17 protein-coding genes are annotated in these 17712 nt (G+C 66.8%); 5 read left to right on the plus strand and 12 right to left on the minus strand.

The window, feature by feature from the left end:
- Positions 1–41: 41 nt before the first annotated feature.
- A complete protein-coding gene (locus GJV37_RS01020; RefSeq protein WP_024762726.1) occupies positions 42–935 on the plus strand; it encodes a DMT family transporter in 894 nt (297 codons plus the stop codon).
- 193 nt (positions 936–1128) lie between these two features.
- Here GJV37_RS01020 and GJV37_RS01025 read toward each other — a convergent pair whose 3' ends face one another.
- Together GJV37_RS01025 and GJV37_RS01030 are read right to left on the minus strand one after the other, a co-directional pair.
- Positions 1129–2103 carry a 2-hydroxyacid dehydrogenase gene (locus GJV37_RS01025; RefSeq protein WP_024762727.1) on the minus strand — a complete coding sequence of 325 codons (975 nt, stop codon included), beginning with the start codon at positions 2101–2103 and terminating at the stop codon, positions 1129–1131.
- A 207-nt stretch (positions 2104–2310) separates the two neighbouring features.
- On the minus strand, positions 2311–3246 hold the full coding sequence (locus tag GJV37_RS01030) for a LysR family transcriptional regulator (RefSeq protein ID WP_017519048.1): 936 nt from the start codon (positions 3244–3246) through the stop codon (positions 2311–2313).
- A 294-nt stretch (positions 3247–3540) separates the two neighbouring features.
- Here GJV37_RS01030 and GJV37_RS01035 point away from each other — a divergent pair, with 294 nt between their 5' ends.
- From GJV37_RS01035 to GJV37_RS01050, 4 genes are read left to right on the plus strand one after another with little or no spacing between them, the layout of a single operon-like run.
- Positions 3541–5055, plus strand: coding sequence for an efflux transporter outer membrane subunit (locus tag GJV37_RS01035; RefSeq protein WP_081754044.1), 1515 nt, complete (start codon positions 3541–3543; stop codon positions 5053–5055).
- Between the two features lies 1 nt (position 5056).
- Positions 5057–7243: an FUSC family protein gene (locus GJV37_RS01040; protein WP_084358694.1), complete on the plus strand. Its 2187-nt coding sequence runs from the start codon at positions 5057–5059 to the stop codon at positions 7241–7243.
- 1 nt (position 7244) lies between these two features.
- Entirely contained in the window at positions 7245–7445 is a 201-nt protein-coding gene (locus tag GJV37_RS01045) for a DUF1656 domain-containing protein (protein ID WP_024765858.1), read from the plus strand.
- 13 nt (positions 7446–7458) lie between these two features.
- On the plus strand, positions 7459–8364 hold the full coding sequence (locus GJV37_RS01050) for an efflux RND transporter periplasmic adaptor subunit (protein ID WP_024765857.1): 906 nt from the start codon (positions 7459–7461) through the stop codon (positions 8362–8364).
- 197 nt (positions 8365–8561) lie between these two features.
- Here the strand turns inward: GJV37_RS01050 and GJV37_RS01055 are convergent, their stop codons facing one another.
- The 10 genes from GJV37_RS01055 to GJV37_RS01100 form a co-directional block, all read right to left on the minus strand.
- Positions 8562–8813, minus strand: coding sequence for a hypothetical protein (locus tag GJV37_RS01055; RefSeq protein ID WP_024765856.1), 252 nt, complete (start codon positions 8811–8813; stop codon positions 8562–8564).
- 29 nt (positions 8814–8842) lie between these two features.
- Positions 8843–9730: a TIGR01459 family HAD-type hydrolase gene (locus GJV37_RS01060; protein WP_084358693.1), complete on the minus strand. Its 888-nt coding sequence runs from the start codon at positions 9728–9730 to the stop codon at positions 8843–8845.
- 73 nt (positions 9731–9803) lie between these two features.
- Positions 9804–10460 carry a dual specificity protein phosphatase family protein gene (locus GJV37_RS01065; protein ID WP_084358692.1) on the minus strand — a complete coding sequence of 219 codons (657 nt, stop codon included), beginning with the start codon at positions 10458–10460 and terminating at the stop codon, positions 9804–9806.
- A gap of 85 nt (positions 10461–10545) precedes the next feature.
- The gene (locus tag GJV37_RS01070; RefSeq protein WP_024765853.1) at positions 10546–10932 is read right to left on the minus strand and encodes a hypothetical protein; all 387 of its coding nucleotides are present in this window, start codon (positions 10930–10932) and stop codon (positions 10546–10548) included.
- Positions 10932–11762 (minus strand): SDR family oxidoreductase, encoded by an 831-nt coding sequence (locus GJV37_RS01075; protein WP_065086674.1) that lies wholly within the window; start codon positions 11760–11762, stop codon positions 10932–10934. The genes GJV37_RS01070 and GJV37_RS01075 overlap by 1 nt, the downstream gene beginning before the upstream one ends.
- Positions 11763–11822: 60 nt before the next feature.
- Positions 11823–12287 carry a multidrug transporter gene (locus GJV37_RS01080; RefSeq protein ID WP_084358691.1) on the minus strand — a complete coding sequence of 155 codons (465 nt, stop codon included), beginning with the start codon at positions 12285–12287 and terminating at the stop codon, positions 11823–11825.
- A gap of 155 nt (positions 12288–12442) precedes the next feature.
- Positions 12443–13885 carry a mannose-1-phosphate guanylyltransferase/mannose-6-phosphate isomerase gene (locus tag GJV37_RS01085; protein ID WP_065086676.1) on the minus strand — a complete coding sequence of 481 codons (1443 nt, stop codon included), beginning with the start codon at positions 13883–13885 and terminating at the stop codon, positions 12443–12445.
- A gap of 284 nt (positions 13886–14169) precedes the next feature.
- On the minus strand, positions 14170–14817 hold the full coding sequence (locus GJV37_RS01090) for an alginate O-acetyltransferase AlgF (protein WP_024765849.1): 648 nt from the start codon (positions 14815–14817) through the stop codon (positions 14170–14172).
- A gap of 80 nt (positions 14818–14897) precedes the next feature.
- Positions 14898–16082 (minus strand): alginate O-acetyltransferase, encoded by a 1185-nt coding sequence (locus tag GJV37_RS01095; protein WP_051445682.1) that lies wholly within the window; start codon positions 16080–16082, stop codon positions 14898–14900.
- Between the two features lie 13 nt (positions 16083–16095).
- The gene (locus tag GJV37_RS01100) at positions 16096–17658 is read right to left on the minus strand and encodes an MBOAT family O-acyltransferase (protein WP_170860166.1); all 1563 of its coding nucleotides are present in this window, start codon (positions 17656–17658) and stop codon (positions 16096–16098) included.
- Positions 17659–17712: the final 54 nt, after the last annotated feature.

The raw sequence follows: 17712 nt of genomic DNA on the forward strand, positions 1-17712 counted from the left end.
CCTGGGCGGGAGACTGTTTCTCCAGTCATCCGGAGATCGCCATGAATCTCTCGCTCTACCTGCTCACGGTGCTCATCTGGGGCACCACCTGGATCGCCATCAAGCTGCAGGTCGGCGCCGTCGCCATTCCGTTGTCCATCGCCTACCGCTTCAGCCTGGCGGCGCTGGTGCTGTTCGTCCTGCTGCTGGTGTCGCGGCGGCTGCAACCGCTGGGCCGGCGCGGGCAGGCGATCTGCTTCGCCCAGGGGTTGTGCCTGTTCTGCGTGAACTTCCTGTGCTTCTACACCGCGAGCCAATGGATCCCCAGCGGGCTGGTCGCCGTGGTGTTTTCCACCGCCACGCTGTGGAATGCGCTGAATGCGCGGATTTTCTTCGGCCAGCGCATTGCGCCCAACGTGCTGGGCGGCGGCGCATTCGGCCTTGCAGGGCTGGCGCTGCTGTTCTGGCCGGAGCTGTCAGGGCACCAGGCGACGCGGGAGACCTTCTACGGCCTGGGCCTGGCGCTGCTCGGCACCTTGTGTTTCTCGGCGGGCAACCTGTTGTCGAGCCTGCAGCAGAAGGCCGGGCTGCGGCCGCTGTCGACCAATGCCTGGGGCATGCTCTACGGCTCGCTGATCCTGCTGGGCATCTGCCTGGTGCGGGGCGTCCCGCTGACCTTCGACAGCAGCCCGCAGTACGTCTGGTCGCTGCTGTACCTGGCGATTCCCGGTTCGGTGATCGGCTTTACCGCCTACCTGACACTGGTCGGGCGCATGGGCCCGGAGCGCGCGGCCTATTGCACCGTGCTGTTCCCGGTGGTGGCGCTGAACGTCTCGGCCTTCGCCGAAGGTTACCAGTGGAGCCTGCCGGCGTTGGCCGGGCTGGGGCTGGTGATGGCCGGCAACGTCCTGGTGTTCCGCAAGCCCAGGCCGGTGCTGCAGCCGGCACGGGCGTGAACCTGTAGGAGCGAGCTTGCTCGCGAACAGCCTCACTGCGGGGCTGGTTCGCGAGCGAGCTCGCTCCTACATGGATATCCTGGCTTCAGCGCTGGGACATCAGCTTCGTAGGGCGAATAACGCGCCAGCGTTATCCGCCGCCGAGGTGCCGGCGGATAACCTGTTCCAGGTTATGCGCCCTACGAAAAGCGCATCAGGCCTTCCACGACTGCGGGTTGACCAGGTTCTTCGGTCGCTCGCCACGCAGCGCCGCCTCGAAGTTGTCCAGCGCGCACTCGGCCATGGCCTGGCGGGTTTCGTGGGTCGCCGAGCCGATGTGCGGCAGGGTCACGGCGTTGGGCAGGGCGAACAGCGGCGACTCGGCCAGCGGTTCCTTCTCGTAGACGTCCAGGCCGGCGGCGAGGATGCGCTTCTCCTGCAGCGCTTCCACCAGCGCGGCTTCGTCGATCACCTGGCCTCGGGCGATGTTCACCAGGATGCCGGTGGGCTTCATCAGTTCCAGCTCGCGCTTGCCGATCAGCTTGCGGGTCTTGTCCGACAGCGGTACCACTACGCAGACGAAATCCGCCTCGCCCAACAGTTCATCGAAGCCGCAGAAACGCGCGCCCAGTTCCTGTTCCAGCTCCGGCTTGCGGCTGTTGCCGTGGTAGAGGATGTCCATGTTGAAACCGAAGTGGCCGCGGCGGGCGATGGCGGCGCCGATGCGGCCCAGGCCGAGGATGCCGAGCTTCTTGCCGTGCACGTCGACGCCGAACTGCTGGGCGTCCACGGTGCGCTTCCACTGGCCGGCCTTGGTCCAGGCATCCAGCTCGGCGGTGCGCCGGGCGGCGGCCATCATCAGGGCGAAGCCGAGGTCCGCAGTGGTTTCCGTGAGCACGTCCGGGGTGTTGGTCAGCGGGATGCCGCGCTGGTTCAGGTAATCCAGGTCGTAGTTGTCATAGCCCACCGAGACGCTGGAGATGACTTCCAGCTGCGTGGCCTGGGCCAGTTGCTTCTCGCCCAGCGGCCGACCGACGCCGATCATGCCGTGGGTTTCCGGCAGGGCCGCGGCAAGCTGCGCGTCGACGTCGCCCTGCTTGGGGTCGAGCACGGTGACGTTGAACTGGGCGCGCAGGCGGTCGAGGTGTGCCGCGGCAAGGCGGCTGAAGACAAAGACGTTCTTTTTCATGGCTCTCGGACGGCAGGGAGGCGGGAGGGGCTTAACCCTACCACTGCCGGGCTAGAGCGGCACAAGGCTTACGTGTGCGCTGGGCGGTTATCGAACGACGAACACCCCGGGTGGTGCGGGGAAAAGTGGGTCGCGGGCAAGCTCACTGAACACCGGGGTAGGGAGTTACACAGTGAGCTTGCCCGCGAAACACGACGAAAAGGGTGGTCAGGGTCCCACATCGGCGAGGCCGGCGCCATCGGCCTGGAGCACGCCGGGGAGGTTCTCGCGCAGGTAGGCTACCCAGGTCTTGATCTTCGCGTCCAGGTACTGCCGCGACGGGTACAGCGCGTAGACGTTGAGGATCTGCAGCTTGTAATGCGGCAGCACGCGCACCAGCGAGCCATCGCGCAGGCCGTCGATCGCCGAGTAGACCGGCAAGGCGCTGATGCCCATGCCGGAGCCGATGGCCTCGGTCATGGCGTCACCGACATTCACCTGGAAGGGCGAGGGGCCGAGGGTGATCATTTCCTGGCCGTTGGGACCGTCGAACAGCCATTTGTCCAGCGGCAGCACCGGGCTGATCAGGCGCAGGCAGTCGTGCTCCATCAGTTCGGTGGGTGTCTTCGGCGTGCCGCGTCGGGCCAGGTAGTCGGGCGAGGCGCAGAGGATGCTGTAGGTCTCGCCGATGCGCTGGGACACCAGGCCCGAATCGGGCAGTTCCGAGGCGACCACGATGGCCACGTCGAAGCCTTCGTCGAGCAGGTCCGGCACGCGGTTGGCCATGGTCAGCTCGAAGGTCACGTCCGGATGCAACTGGCGATAGTTGGCGATGGCGCGGATCACGTAGTGCTGGCCGATGCCGGTCATCGAGTGCACGCGCAGGCGGCCGGCAGGGCGGGCGTGGGCATCGCTGGCCTCGGCCTCGGCCTCCTCGACATAGGCGAGGATCTGCTCGCAGCGCAGCAGGTAGCGCTGGCCGGCCTCGGTCAGGGCGATGCGCCGGGTGGTGCGGTTGAGCAGGCGGGTCCGCAGGTGGGACTCCAGATTGGCGACCGCGCGGGATACGTAGGCGGTGGTGGTGTTCAGCTGCTGCGCGGCGGCGGTGAAACTGCCGGTTTCCGCGACACAGGCGAACGCACGCATGGTCTGCAGTGTGTCCATTGGAGCCTCGTCAGTGGGGCGTCTGTCCCGGGTGGCGACGTCGATGCAGCGATACGTCGCCGTCGCCGGCATGTCCTTGATGGGTGGCAATGCGCGGAGCAGAGCGCGGGCGGCCTATTGTCACATGGATGACGACACACATTGTTTCATTATCGGTAATAAACAATCACAAAACAGCCGGCTTATCCGTTCCCTTTCCCGTCCCTAGAATTCAATCGCCGCAACTGGCTTTGCCGGCTCTCCACGCTTAAAAGCCCCACGCTGAAAAGCTAGACCACTTCCAGGACCTCCACCGTGTCGCGTCACCTCGTGAAAGGACTGACGTTCGTCGGCTCCTTTGTCATTTTTTCAACAATCGCCGGATGTATCAGCACCAACGGCATCGCCCCGCAGGAACAGCGCATGGGCGACACCGAGCTGGCCACCGACGCCGCCATCGCGCACGCCAACCAGGAAGCTGGCTGGCCGGCCGAGCAGTGGTGGCGTGCCTATGGCGATCCGCAGTTGAATAGCTGGGTGCAGACTGCGCTGGACGGCAGCCCGACCCTGGCCCAGGCCGAGGCGCGGGTGCGCATGGCCATGGCCATGGCTGGCGTCGCCGAGTCCGCCGAGTCGCCGCAGATCAGCGGCGATGCCTCGCTGACCCGCCACCGCTGGCCGACCGACTATTTCTATGGCCCGGGCGACCTGGCCGATACCACCACCTGGAACAACAACGCCGCCCTGGGCCTGAGCTATTCGCTCGACCTCTGGGGCCGCGAGCGCAGCAACACCGAGCGCTACCTCGACATCGCCAAGATGACCGCCGCCGAGGCACGGGTCGCCCAGCTGGAGCTGGAGAGCAACATCGTCCGCGCCTACATCCAGCTGTCGCTGCAATACGCCGAGCTGGACATCGGCAAGGCCATGCTGGCTCAGCAACAGGGCATCCTCGCGCTGGCCCAGCGTCGCCTGGCCGGCGGCATCGGCACGCATTTCGAAGTCAGCCAGGCGGAAGTCCCGCTGCCGGAGACCGAACGCAAGATCGAAGCGGTGGACGAGGAAATCCAGCTGACCCGCAACCAGATCGCCGCCCTGGCCGGCAAAGGCCCCGGCGCCGGCGCCTCGATCCAGCGCCCGAGCCTCAAGCTCGCCGAAGGCCCCGGCCTGCCCAGCAAGCTGCCGATGGAGTTGCTCGGGCACCGCCCGGACGTGGTCGCCAGCCGCTGGAAAGTCGCCGCCCAGGCCAAGGGCGTGGACGTCGCCCGCGCCGAGTTCTACCCCAACGTCGACCTGGTCGCGAGCATCGGCTACAGCGCGGTCGGCGGCGGCATGCTGGAGTTCCTCAATGCCGAGAAATTCACCTACGGCGTCGGCCCGGCCATCTCCCTGCCGATCTTCGACGGCGGTCGTCGCCGCTCGCAGCTGAGCCAGGAAGCGGCGGGCTACGACGCCGCCGTGGCGCAGTACAACCAGACGCTGATCAACGCGCTCAAGGGCATCTCCGATCACCTGATCCGCATGCACTCCATGGAGCTGCAGCAAGGCTTCGCCGCCAAGTCCGTGGCCTCGGCCCAGCGCACCTACGACATCGCCACCAAGGCGTACCGTGGCGGCCTGACCGACTACCTCAACGTGCTCAACGCGCAGACCCGCCTGTTTCAGCAGCAACTGGTGGAGCAGCAGGTACGTGCCGCGCGCCTGGCGACCCATGCCGGCCTCGTCGTTGCCCTCGGCGGCGGCCTGATGGACAAGCAGGAAGGCCCGCGGGAGCAAAAGATGGTCCCGGAGACAGTCGACGTGCGTGCGGCACAGGGCGCCGGACGCTGATATGGCGGCGAACGACTTCAGCGCCCACCCGGCGCCGCTGGACGCCCTGCGTCGCGCGCTGCTGGAATGGGGCCGCAGCGACGGCATCACCTGGATCTATATCGCCAAGGTGCTGCTCGCCGCGCTGCTGACCCTGTGGCTGGCGATGCGCCTGGAGCTGCCGCAGCCAAGCACGGCGACCATCACCGTGTTCATCGTCATGCAGCCGCAGAGCGGCCAGGTGTTCGCCAAGAGTTTCTACCGGATTCTCGGCAGCCTCGTCGGGCTCTCCGTGATGGTTGCGCTGATTGCCATCTTCGCCCAGCAGCGCGAGCTGTTCCTGCTGGTCTCGGCGCTGTGGATCGGCCTGTGCACCGTCGGCGCCGCGCGCTACCGCGACTTCCGCTCCTACGCCTGCGTGCTCGCCGGCTACACCGCCACGCTGATCGGCCTGCCCGCCACCCTGCACCCGGAAGCCGCGTTCATGTCGGCCATCTGGCGCGTGCTGGAAATCAGCCTGGGGATTCTCTGCTCCATGGTGGTCAGCGCCACGCTGTTCCCGCAGACCTCCAGCACGGCCATGCGCAGCGCGCTGTACCAGCGTTTCGGCGCCTTCGCCGGCTTCGTCCTGGACAACCTCGGCGGCGGTGATCGGCGCAGGTTCGAGGCATCCAACGTCGCCTTCGCTTCCCAGGCCGTGGGCCTGGAGGCGCTGCGCAGCGTTACCCGCTTCGAAGACCCGCACATGCGCCTGCGTTCGGGTCGCCTGTCGCGCCTGAACAACGAGTTCATGGTCCTCACCACCCGTTACCACGCGCTGCACCAGTTGCTCTCGCGCCTGCGTGCGCAGGAGGCCGAGGCGGTGCTGCGCGCGTTGCAACCGTGCCTGGATGAACTGACTCAGGTGCTCGCCCCGTGGCGCGGCCAGTCGGTCACCGACCGTGACGCCGAACGCCTCGCTGCGCAGCTGGAAAGCCACCGCACGCGGATGATGCAGTGCATCCGTTCCGGCCGCGCGCAGTTGCTCGCGGAGCAGGACGAGCCCTCCGCGCTGCTGGACTACAACACCGCCGGCGAGCTGCTCTACCGCCTGGCCGACGACCTCTACAACTACGCCCTGACCCACGCCTCCCTGGCCGCGCACAAGCACGAGCGGGAGAACTGGAAGCACGGCTTCTCGCCCAAGGCCAACCTGGTCGCCTCGCTGGTGGCGGGCGGGCGTACCGCGCTGATGGTGCTGGTGTTCGGCCTGTTCTGGATCGAGACCGCCTGGCCCAGCGGCAGCACCTTCGTGCTCAACGCCGCCGCCGTCGCCGCGCTGGTCTCGGCCGCGCCTGACCCGGCGAAGATGGCCATGCAGATGGCCGTGGGCACCTTCTTCGCGGCGATCCTCGGCTTCTCGGAAACCTTCTTCGTGTTCCCGCACCTGGACGGCTTCGCCCTGCTGGCCTTCGCCCTGGCGCCGGTGTTCGCGGTGGGCGCGTTCTTCTCGATCAAGCCCAAATACGCCGGCTACGGCCTGGGCCTGCTGGTGTTCTTCAGCTTCGGCGCGATCCCGGCGAACCTCACCGTCTACGATCCGGGCCGCATGCTCAACGAGTACATCGCCCTGGTGCTGTCGCAAAGCCTGGCCGCGGTGGTCGCCGCGGTGATCATGCCGCCCACCAGCGCCTGGCTCTGGCGCCGCCTGGAGAAGGACCTGCGCCTGCGCGTGGTGGAAGCCATCAGCGGCAAGCTCGACGGCCTTGTCTCGTCGTTCGAGAGCGGCACCCGCGACCTGCTCAACCAGGCCTACGGTGTGGCCGCGCGCAGCCCGCAGATGCAACGCCGCCTGCTGCGCTGGACCTTCGTGGTTCTGGAAATCGGACATTCGATCATCGAACTGCGTGTCGAGCAGGAGAACCTGCCGAGCGAGCCCTGCTATGCGCAATCGTCGCCCTGGCGGCAGTCGATCCGCGCCATGGGCCGTGCGCTGATCCGCCTGTTCGTCAAGCCCTGCGAAGCCAACCTTGAGCGCGCCCTGGTCGCAGTGGAGCAGGCCATCGATTGCGTGAAGACCACTGACGAGCCGCGCGCGCCGGACTTCGAAAGCTCGCCGCTGCGCCGCGTGCTCAGCTACCTGCACTTCATCCGCAGCAGCCTGCTCGACCCGCAGTCGCCGCTGCGCGATGGCGAAACCTCTTCTGGAAGATCGACCCATGTTGCCTGACCTGCCCCGCGAGATCGCGTTCCACGGGGTCTACATGCCGACCCTGACCCTGATGTTCCTCGTCGCCGCGGTGATCTGCTGGGGCATCGACCGCATCCTCGCTTCGGTCGGCCTGTACCGCTACACCTGGCACCCGGCGCTGTTCCGCGTGTGCCTGTTCGCCTGCCTGTTCGGCGGGCTGTCCCTCACTGTCTATAAGTAACGAGCGTGCACCCATGACTCTCAAATCCATCATCAGCCTGCTGGCGACCCTGATCATCCTGGCGGTCGCCGCGTTGATCGGCCGCGCCCTCTGGGTGAACTACATGGATACGCCCTGGACCCGCGACGGCCGGGTACGAGCCGATATCATCAACGTCGCCGCCGACGTCTCCGGCGTGGTGGTCGACGTACCGGTGCGCGACAACCAGCAGGTGAAGAAAGGCGATCTCTTGATGCAGATCGACCCGGACCACTACCAGATCGCCGTGAAGCAGGCCGAAGCCCTGGTCGCTTCGCGCAAGGCCACCCTGCAGATGCGCCAGCTCAACGCCAAGCGCCGCCGCGCCATGGATGAAGAAGTGGTCTCCCGCGAGAGCCTGGACGATGCCAGCAACACCGCCGCCGCCTCCGAGGCCGACTACCAGCAGGCCCTGGCCGCGCTGGACGCCGCCAAGCTGAACCTGGAACGCACCCAGGTGCGCGCCTCGGTGGATGGCTACGTGACCAACCTCAACGTGCACCGTGGCGACTACGCCCGCGTCGGCGAGGCGAAGATGGCCGTGGTCGACGAGAACTCCTACTGGATCTACGGCTATTTCGAAGAGACCAAGCTGCCGCACATCCGCGTCGGCGACCCGGCGGAGCTGCAACTGATGAGCGGCGAGCGCCTGAAGGGCCACGTCGAAAGCGTCGCCCGCGCCATCTACGATCGCGATAACCCGGAAAGCCGGGAGCTGGTGGCCGACGTCAACCCGACCTTCAACTGGGTGCGCCTGGCCCAGCGCGTGCCGGTGCGCATCCATATCGACGAGGTACCGGACGGCGTGCTGCTGGCGGCGGGCATCACCGCCACCGTGATCGTCAATCCGCAGAGCCGCAACGCGGAGCATTCCGACGGCGCAGCTGCGACGGCGCAGTGATCTGATTCAATGAATGACAACGGGAGCTTCGGCTCCCGTTTTCGTTGGCGGCCAGATCGCGGCGCTCTTACGGCGGCATGCAAGTCGCGTAGGGCGGAGCGGAGCCCAGGGGCTCTTCGTAGGAGCGAGCTTGCTCGCGAACAGCCCAGCTCCGGTGCCATGCGGTTCGCGAGCAAGCTCGCTCCTACGAAAGCGGCTCAACCCTCGGCATGCTCGCGCTTGCGGTTCTTGTAGCTGCCGCGGATGTTCATCGCCGCCAGGCACAGCTGCAGGATCACCAGCGCGTAAGCGTGGGCGGGCAGGCCCCAGGCGATCCACAGCGCGTTGCTGGCGATGAATACCCAGAAGCCCACCTTGCGCCGCTTTCGGTCGCGGGAACCCACCAGCCAGGCGGCGAGGACGGTGACCAGCATGGCCGGCCATTGCAGCAGGTCGATCAGTTCGTTCATGGGGGCAAGCTCAGGCGTTTGTCCTGAACTCAGACCAGCCCCGGCGCGGCAAAGTGCGGACGAATTGGATAGCCATCGAGCAGAGCGTTCGTCCTTTCCGGGTCCAGCCCGCCGTTGAAGGGCACGCCCAGCGCCTGGCGATGGATGCCGGTGGATGCCAGCCACAAGGTGTCGATGCGCGCGGCCAGCGCGCCGGGGACGTCGGTCACCAGCGAATCGCCGACGAACAGGATGTGCTTCGCGCCGCGCGCTTCCAACTGCCGATGGGCGATGCGGAACGCGGAAGGATCGGGTTTGCCGTACCAGTGCACCTTGCCGCCTTCTTCGGCGAAGGCTTCGGCGAGGCGACCGGCGCCGAACACCGTTTGCCCACCGGAGACCACCACGCGGTCCGGGTTCGCGCACAGGAAGGGTTTTTCGGTGGCGCCGCGCAGCGGGGCGAAGCGCTCTTCCAGTTCGTCCTGCGGGAAGCTGCCGACGCCCAGAATCAGCGATGCAGCGTGGATGTCATCGCAGAAGCGCTCGCGGATGTCTGCCGGCCAGGTGGTCAGCGCATCGCCCACACCGACGGTATAGATGCCGCCGCGCTGGAATTCGCGTTCATGGGTGAAGGCGTCGATGGCCAGTTGGCCGGAGGTGGTGATACCGGCGAACAGCTCGCGGGAGACGCCCAGCCGCACCAGGGTGTCGGCCATCTCCGGGACGCTGCGCGAGGCGTTGCTGAGGAACCACACCGGCTTGCCTTCGGCGGCGCGGCGGGCGAGCCAGGCGAGGGCGCCGGGGAAGACGTCGACGCCGTCGATCAGTACGCCCCAGAGATCGAGCAGGAAGCCGTCGTAGTCGGCGCAGAAGGCATCCAGGCCGGCGTGGTCGATATAGCGGGTGTGGGTAACGGCGCTGAAGCGGGAAGCGGTCATGGCGAGCCTGTGAAACGGTGAGGGTGCGGATAAGCTACCGCACTCTTGCCGATTCGGTGTGACAGGTCGCCGATCAGTGCGCCGGGTGCGGCGACCGTTCCTCGCCGAAGGTGTCCGCCAACCAGCCCTTGAGCTGGCAGCCGGCGAAGGCCGAGGTGCTGCATTCGCCGCTGGCCAGGGCCTGTTGCAGCTGGCCGATGTCGGCCTTCTGCACATAGGCGATGGCATCCTGCATGTCATCCTCGGTGCCGAAGCCGCCCTGGGTCATTTCCTTGAGCGCGTCTTCCTTGCTCCAGCCCTGGATCACGGTACGGTACATGGCGGCGAACAGGCCGGTGCGATCACGCCCGTGCTTGCAGTGCATCAACACCGGGCCGTTCTGCTCGGCGCTCTGCAGGATACGCAGGACCTTCAGCACGTCGGCGTCATCGACGCGGTCGGCGTGGGTCGGGAAGCTCACTGCCTCGATGTTCTGCTGGCCGATCCATTCGCGGTCGTCGTCCTTGATGAAGCTCACCACGGTCTTCACCTGCATGCGCTGCAGTTCGGGCAGGTCGGCACTGCCGGGCAGTGCGCTGCGGTAGAGCGTGGGCGACATCTGGTAGAGGTTGAACGATGGGTCCACCGGCCTGGCCCAGTCGGACGGACTCTCGCCGGCGGCCAGGGCGAGTGGGCCGAAGGTCAGCAGGGCAGCGGCGATGGCGCCGCGAAGGGAACGGGGCAGGGACATGGGGACTCCTCCAAGGTCTGCGTCACCTTAGGCGGGGTCGGGTCGTGCCGGGATGAAATGCAGGTGAAGAAAGCGTGAAGTCCGCTCAGCGCCTGTCGGCTGGCAGGAAGCGCAGCAGCACGCCGGGGCGGAAGAACCACCAGACGCACAGCGGGTAGCACAGGTAATTGAGGAAGTAGAGCAGCAGTGCTGCCGGGCTGGGCGTGTTCTTCCACGCCGCCATGCCCACCAGGAGGGTGTAGAGCAGGGCCAGGCCGCCGCCGTACAGCGCAGTCAGCCGCCAGCGTTCACCGGTTTCCGCCAGGCGCTTGTGCCGGCGGGCGAACCAGAAGGCCATCGCGGCGGCGATCACCGCCGCCACCAGCAGGGTCGCCGGCACGCCACCGACCCGCAGCAACCCGCGCGCTACCACATTGAGGAAGAAGGCGGCGAGGATACCGGCAAGGGCGAGGTAGCGGACCTGGTATGTCATCAGAGTTGTCCATCGAGGCCGAAGCGCTTCTTCAGCACCTTATCCAGCAGGCCGGTGGGCAGCCAGCGCGAGAGCAGTGGCAGGGCGCGGCTGCCGTTGCCGATGCGCACCAGGCGCGGACGCGGGGACTTCTGCGCGGCGGCCAGCAGCTTCTGCGCGAAGTCGCTGGTTGGGGTGGGCTTGTCCTGGGAGGCGGCGGCGCGCGCCTGGATGAATCGGCGCAGCGGCCACCAGGCGGAGTCCTCGCCGACCAACGCAGCCATCTCGCGGCTGGCGTTGGCGCCGAAGTTGGAGGCGATGGCGCCGGGCTGCACCTCCATCACCTCGATGCCGAAAGGCGCCAGTTCCAGGCGCAAGGCGTCGTTCAGTGCGTGCACAGCAGCCTTTGACGCGCAGTAGGCGCCGGCAAAAGGCGTGACCAGCACACCGGACACGCTGCCGATGTTCACCACCAGCCCGCGACGTGCGCGCAGCGCCGGGAACAGCGCGCGGGTGACGCCGACCACGGCGAACACATTGGTTTCGAACTGCCGGCGGATCGCCTGGCTGCCGCCATCGAGCAACGGCCCCATGGCGCCGTAGCCGGCGTTGTTGATGAGCACGTCGAGCCCGCCGGCTTCACGCTGCAACTGCTCGGCGAGACGTTCGACGGCGGGCTCGTCATTGACGTCCAGCAGCACGCCGCGAAGGCCGGCCTGGCCGAGTGCGGCGACGTCTTCATCGCGGCGGGCGGTGGCCCAGACCTGGTACCCGGCGGTCTGGAAGGCTTCGGCTAGAGCGCGGCCGATGCCGCTGGAGCATCCGGTGATGAGGGCGACGGGCTGGGGCATGGTCTGGTAGTCCGTGTCTGTGGGCGGGACTACCGTACCGGATTGTGCGGGGCAGGTGAATCAGTTACCAAAACGGCCGTTCACCCGCTCGGCGCGGAATTCCAGGGTGCTGGCGCGGTAGCCGGGCCGCAGCGGCGGCAAGGGGAGGCAGTCGCTCCAGCTGTCGCCGGCGAGCAGCGCGCCGGGGCCGCGGTAGCGCGGGGCTTCGTAGAGGTTTTCGGCGAGATCGGTGGTATCGCCAGGGCGGTAGGCGGCGACCTTCCAGCGCAGTTCCAGCAGCGGGCGGGAAGAGCCGTTCTTCAGGCTGACGGCCAGCGGGCGGCCGGGCTGGCACTGCTCGGGCTGGTAGGCGATGCGCAGTTCCAGGTGCTCGAGTTGGCGTGCGTCACTGTTGTCCTGCCAGATGGCGATGGCGATCACACAGGCCAGCCCGACCAGTCCGGCACCGGAGATCGGCAGGGCGCGGGAGGGGTAGCGGATCAGCAGGATGATCCAGGTGACGATCAGCAGGATGCCGTACAGCATGGAGCGCTCCGCGGGGGATGTGTGGATACCTTAGCAGGAGCTTCGCGGCGGTGGGTTGATGTGGCGCCGGCAAAGCGCCAGCCCATAAAAAAGCCCCCGCACCGAATGGTGCGAGGGCATTGGCGCCGATGGGGGGAAGCGCCGGGTCCCGGGGCTTAGCGAACTACAGCCTGGAGTTCCACGTTCTCCGTGGTGCGGCCGTAGACGTCCTCCAGACGCTCGATGTCGTCTTCGCCCAGGTAGCTGCCCGATTGCACCTCGATGATTTCCAGCGGGATCTTGCCGGGGTTGGCCAGGCGATGGACCGAGGCGATCGGGATGTAGGTGGACTGGTTTTCGGTGAGCAGGAAGGTCTTGTCGTCACAGGTCACCTGCGCGGTGCCGGAGACGACGATCCAGTGCTCGGCGCGGTGGTGGTGCATCTGCAGTGACAGGCGCGCGCCCGGCTTGACCGAGATGTGCTTGACCTGGAAGCGGCCGCCCATGTCCACCGAGTCGTAGGAACCCCACGGACGATAGACCTGGCAGTGGTTCTGGGTCTCGCTGCGGCCGGCGGCGTCGAGCTGGTTGACCACCTTCTTGACGTCCTGCACGCGGTCCTTGTGGGCGATCATCATGGCGTCCTTGGTCTCGACGACCACGATATCCTCCAGGCCGATCACCGAGACCAGCTTGCCGTTGCCGTGCACCAGGCAGTTGTGGCTGTCGTGGACCATCACGTCGCCCATGGTGACGTTGCCGTCATCGTCCTTGTCGTGCACTTCCCAGATCGACGACCAGCTGCCGACGTCGTTCCAGCCGGCGGACAGCGGCACCACGCAGGCGCGGCGGGTCTTTTCCATCACCGCGTAGTCGATGGAGTTGTCCGGGCAGCACTCGAAGGTGGCGGCGTCGATGCTGATCAGGTCGCCATCGTGCTGGCTGCGCTCCAGGGCCAGCAGGCAGGTGTCGTAGATGTCGGCGTCGTGCTTCTTCAGTTCCTCGAGGAAGCGGCTGGCGCGGAACAGGAACATGCCGCTGTTCCAGAAGTAGCCGCCGTCCTCGACGAACTGCTGGGCTCGGGCTTCGTCGGGTTTCTCGATGAAGCGCTCGACGCGGATGACGCCGTCCGGCAGGCCGCGCTCGTCGCCGGCCTTGATGTAGCCGTAGCCGGTTTCCGGGCGGTTGGCAGGGATGCCGAAGAGCACCATCTCGCCCTTCTCGGCGGCGTTGGTGGCCAGCGCCAGGGCACGCTGGAAGGCGCGCTGGTCGTCGATCACATGGTCGGCCGGGAGGATCAGCAGCAGTTCGTCGCGGCCTTCGGCGAGCAGCTTCATGGCGGCGATGGCGACCGCTGGGGCGGTGTTGCGGCCGAAGGGTTCGAGGAGGATGGACTGGGTCTTCAGGTTCAGCGCTTCGAGCTGCTCCTGGACGATGAAACGGTGTTCCTGGTTGCTCACCACGACGGGCGGCTCCATGCCTTCGAACACCAGGCGTTCCAGCGTCTGCTGGAACAGGGTGTGGTCGCCGGTCAGGGCCAGGAACTGCTTGGGATACTGTTTGCGCGAAAGAGGCCAGAGTCGCGAGCCGCTGCCACCGGAAAGAATTACTGGGATCATCGGGTTTCTCCTTAAGCGTTTGCGTTCTGTCTGCCGAGCCGCGTCGTGCGGACCGGCCTGCGGTTTGGGTGACCTCTCCAGTGCTTGCCGTCGCTGCGGCGCACGGGTTCTTCTGCCGGTGCTGGGCCGGTCTTGTTGTTCTGGGTGGAGCGGGGCGCGTCAATTGCTCGCGCGCCCCAGGACCCTCGCCGAGGGGAGGGCAGGCAGTTCGTGCCGGCGGGAGGTGTGGCGCCTCGCGCGCACTCCGGTTGGGAGTGGCCATGCAGCATCCGCCGGCGCATGGATCAGTCCGCCTTCACCGGGCGCTTGACCCACACCGGGTTCAGCTTGCTGTCACCGGTGACGTAGAGGCAGACCACTTCGCCGCGCTCGAGGGTGACGGGCTTGAGGTCGCTGACTTTCTTCGCGCCGTCGAACAGGGCGAGGTTGACTTTCACCGGGTTGATCTCGCGGTCGCCGTGGCTTTGCGGGGCGACGTTGCTGACCACTTCGGTCTTGCCGTCGGCGGTCTTCAGGGTGAGGGCCTTGCCGCTGAGGTTCTGCACGCGGACCAGGGCCTTCTGCTTGTTCTTGAACGGCGGCTCGGGCACCAGGCGCGGCTGGCCGCCGGGCTGGCTGACGAGGGTGTAGTAGGCGTCCGGGTCAAGCTTCACCGGCAGGCTCTGGGAGCCGACCTTGGCGGTGTAGTTGCCCGGCGGGAGGAACTTGAAGTCGCTGGAGCCCAGCGGCGAGATGTCGTTCAGGGTGGCGTTGCCGACGCTGACGGACAGCTCCGAGCTGCCGGCGTTGTAAGCCCGCACGAAGGTGGAGCCCTTGGGTGCCTGCGGGCCGTAGAGCGCGCCTTCACCGCCGGCGAAGGCGCCGAAGGAAGCGGCGCCCAGGGCGAGGGCGAGGGCGGACGACTTCAGGGTGCGAATGCTCAGTCGGTTCATGGGGTGTACCTCCGTCTTTCTCTCTTGGGGGGCACAAGAGGTGCCCAGTTCCAGCGCTTGGTGCGCCGTGGGTGTTCGGGTCAGTGAGCGGCCTGGTTGGAAGCCAGGCGTTCGTCGCGGTTACCGTCCGCACGCAGTTGCGCCAGCCAGTCCTGGTTGAACTGGCTGAGGTCGCTGTGCATCGGCAGGTAGCGTTCGGGGAATTCCCAGACCAGCAGCTTGGCCGGGGCTTTCTTGAAGCCTTCGTCCTGCAGCAGTTCGAGCATCGGTTCCAGGGGGCCCTTGCCCTCCTTGGCGTAGTTGATGACGTCTGCCGACAGCGCCTGCTTCAGCGCGCCAGCGAAGTTCCAGCGCGGGTTGGCGCTGTAGCTGGTGCCGACCAGGGCGATCTGCGGCTGGGCGCTGTCGCCGAACAGGTCGCCGCCACCTTCGGATGCCGCCGTGGCGTCGTCGGCCGGATGGGTCTGGCGCTGTTCCAGCTGGTCTTCGGGCGGCAGCAGCTCGGTGAACAGCGGGTCCAGCGGCAGGAAGGTGAGCAGATCGCCCTTGTGCGCGCCGCTCTTGCCGGCCTCGGTGACGAAGGTCTGGGTCGGCAGGTCGGCACCCTGGCCCTGGCGGATGCTTTCGCCCAGGCGCTGCGCCACGGCCTCGGCGCCCAGCGGAGTCCAGTGGGTGTCGGTGCGCAGGAACACCTGGCCGTTGTCCTTGGCTTTTTCCAGCGTCCCGAGCAGCTCGGGCGCGGCCATGCCGGCCTGGCGGGCGCGTTGCAGGAAGTCGCTGTAGAGCGAGGCGTGCAGGGCGGCGGGTTGTTCCTTGCCGACGAACTCGGGATACAGGCGGGTCTTGGCCGGGATGATCGCCAGCACCAGCTTCACGCCGCGGCGTTCCAGCTCCTGCTGCACGCCGCGCACCAGCGCCCAGTTGTCGTCCAGCTGCTGCTGGGTCGGCGCGGGCTTGAACTCTTCATCGGTGAACAGCCAGCCGTCCTTGCCGATCACCACGCCGGGGCGGCCCTCGTCGAAGACGGTGTAGTCCAGCGCGGCCCAGAGGTTGGTGCCCAGGCGCTTGATGGGGAATTCGTCGTCGTAGTGGCCTTCGAAGGCGTGGGCCAGCTTGCCGTTGAGCACGGTGGTGCCTTCGGCGGCGGAGAAGCTCGGGAAAGCCTTCAGCGACCAGCCGGCCAGGCCCAGCAGCATGCCGCCGAAGGCGGCGATGTAGGCGTACTGCAGGGGTTTGCTGATCTTGGGTTGAGTGGTCGATTGCATGATCCGGCCTCGCTCAGAACTGGAAGTAGAGGAACGGCGAGTAGCTCTGCGCCGAAAGCTTGAGCACCGAAGCGGCGAACAGCAGGAGCAGGGCGAGTCGGGTGGCCAGTACCGGCAGCTGGGACATCCAGTGCGGCTGGTAGACGGCGGCGCCGCTGGGCGAATAGGCGATGGCGGCCGGGTCCTGCCGGGCCATGGCCGGGGTACGCGGCTGGGCGCTGGCCGGGCCGTCGGCGTCGACCTGTTCAGTCTTCGCGGCGGCCTTGGGTGCCTTGTCCTGCATCGGCTGGTTGTAGAACTGGCGGATGCCGAAGAAGGCCAGCACGAGGTAGGCGATCACCAGGGTGCCGACCTGCAGGCCGGTGAGGCTGGCGCGGTTGAGCTCGGAGAGCTTCCAGTCGCCGAAGCTGAACATGGCTTCGTACATGCGCCAGGCCACGTGCAGGTTCTCGGCGCGAAAGATCACCCAGCCGACGATCACCAGCAGGAAGGTGAAGGCCCACTTCAGCGGGTTGAGCACGCGCGGCGCGGCGTTCACCCCCAGGGCGCGTTCGATGGCCAGCCACACGCCGTGCCAGGCGCCCCAGATGATGTAGGTGACGTTGGCGCCGTGCCACAGGCCGCCCAGCAGCATGGTGAGGATCAGGTTGCGGTAGGTCTGGAAGGTGGTGCCGCGGTTGCCGCCCAGGCTGATGTACAGGTAGTCGCGCAGCCAGGTGGAGAGGCTGATGTGCCAGCGCCGCCAGAACTCGGTGATCGACTGGCTGATGTAGGGCTGGTTGAAGTTCTCCATGAAGCGGAAGCCCATCATCAGACCCAGGCCGATGGCCATGTCGCTGTAGCCGGAGAAGTCGAAGTACAGCTGCGCGGTGTAGGCCAGCGCGCCGAGCCAGGCGTCACCCGTGGTGGGGTTCTGCAGGGCGAAGCAGTGGTCGGCCACCGCGGCCAGGGTGTCGGCGATGAACACCTTCTTGACGAAGCCCTGCATGAAGCGGGTGCAGCCTTCGGCGAACTTGTCGACGGTGTGGGTGCGGTGGTTGAACTGGTCGACCAGGTCCTTGAAGCGCAGCACCGGGCCGGCGATCAGGTGCGGGAAGATCGCCACGAAGGCCGCGAAGTCGATCAGGTTGTGCGTGGCCGGGGTATCGCCGCGGTACACATCGATGATGTAGCTGATCGATTCGAAGGTGTAGAAGCTGATGCCAATGGGCAGCAGGATGTGGGTCAGCACGAAGGGCTGCATGCCGAACGAGGTGATGATCTCGTTGAGGCTGTCCACGCCGAAGTTGGCGTACTTGAAGTAGCCCAGCACGCAGAGGTCGACCACCACGCCGAGCAGCAGCCAGCGCTGGGCGGCCTTGGTGCGTACGCCGGCGGCGCCGATGCGCAGGCCGATCCAGTAGTTGAATACGGTGACGCCGGCGAACAGCAGGAGGAAGTCCACCCGCCACCAGGCGTAGAAGATGTAGCTGGCGACCAGCAACAGAAGGTTCCGGTAACGGTTCCCGCTCAGGTAGTACAGGCCGAGGAAGACCGGCAGGAACAGGAACAGGAACACGTTGGAAGAAAAGACCATTCCGCGTCTCTCTCTGGAGCTTCAAACCTTGAGTGGCTCCGGACCTTCCGGCGT

Source organism: Pseudomonas nitroreducens (assembly GCF_010994165.1).
Classification (GTDB): domain Bacteria; phylum Pseudomonadota; class Gammaproteobacteria; order Pseudomonadales; family Pseudomonadaceae; genus Pseudomonas; species Pseudomonas nitroreducens.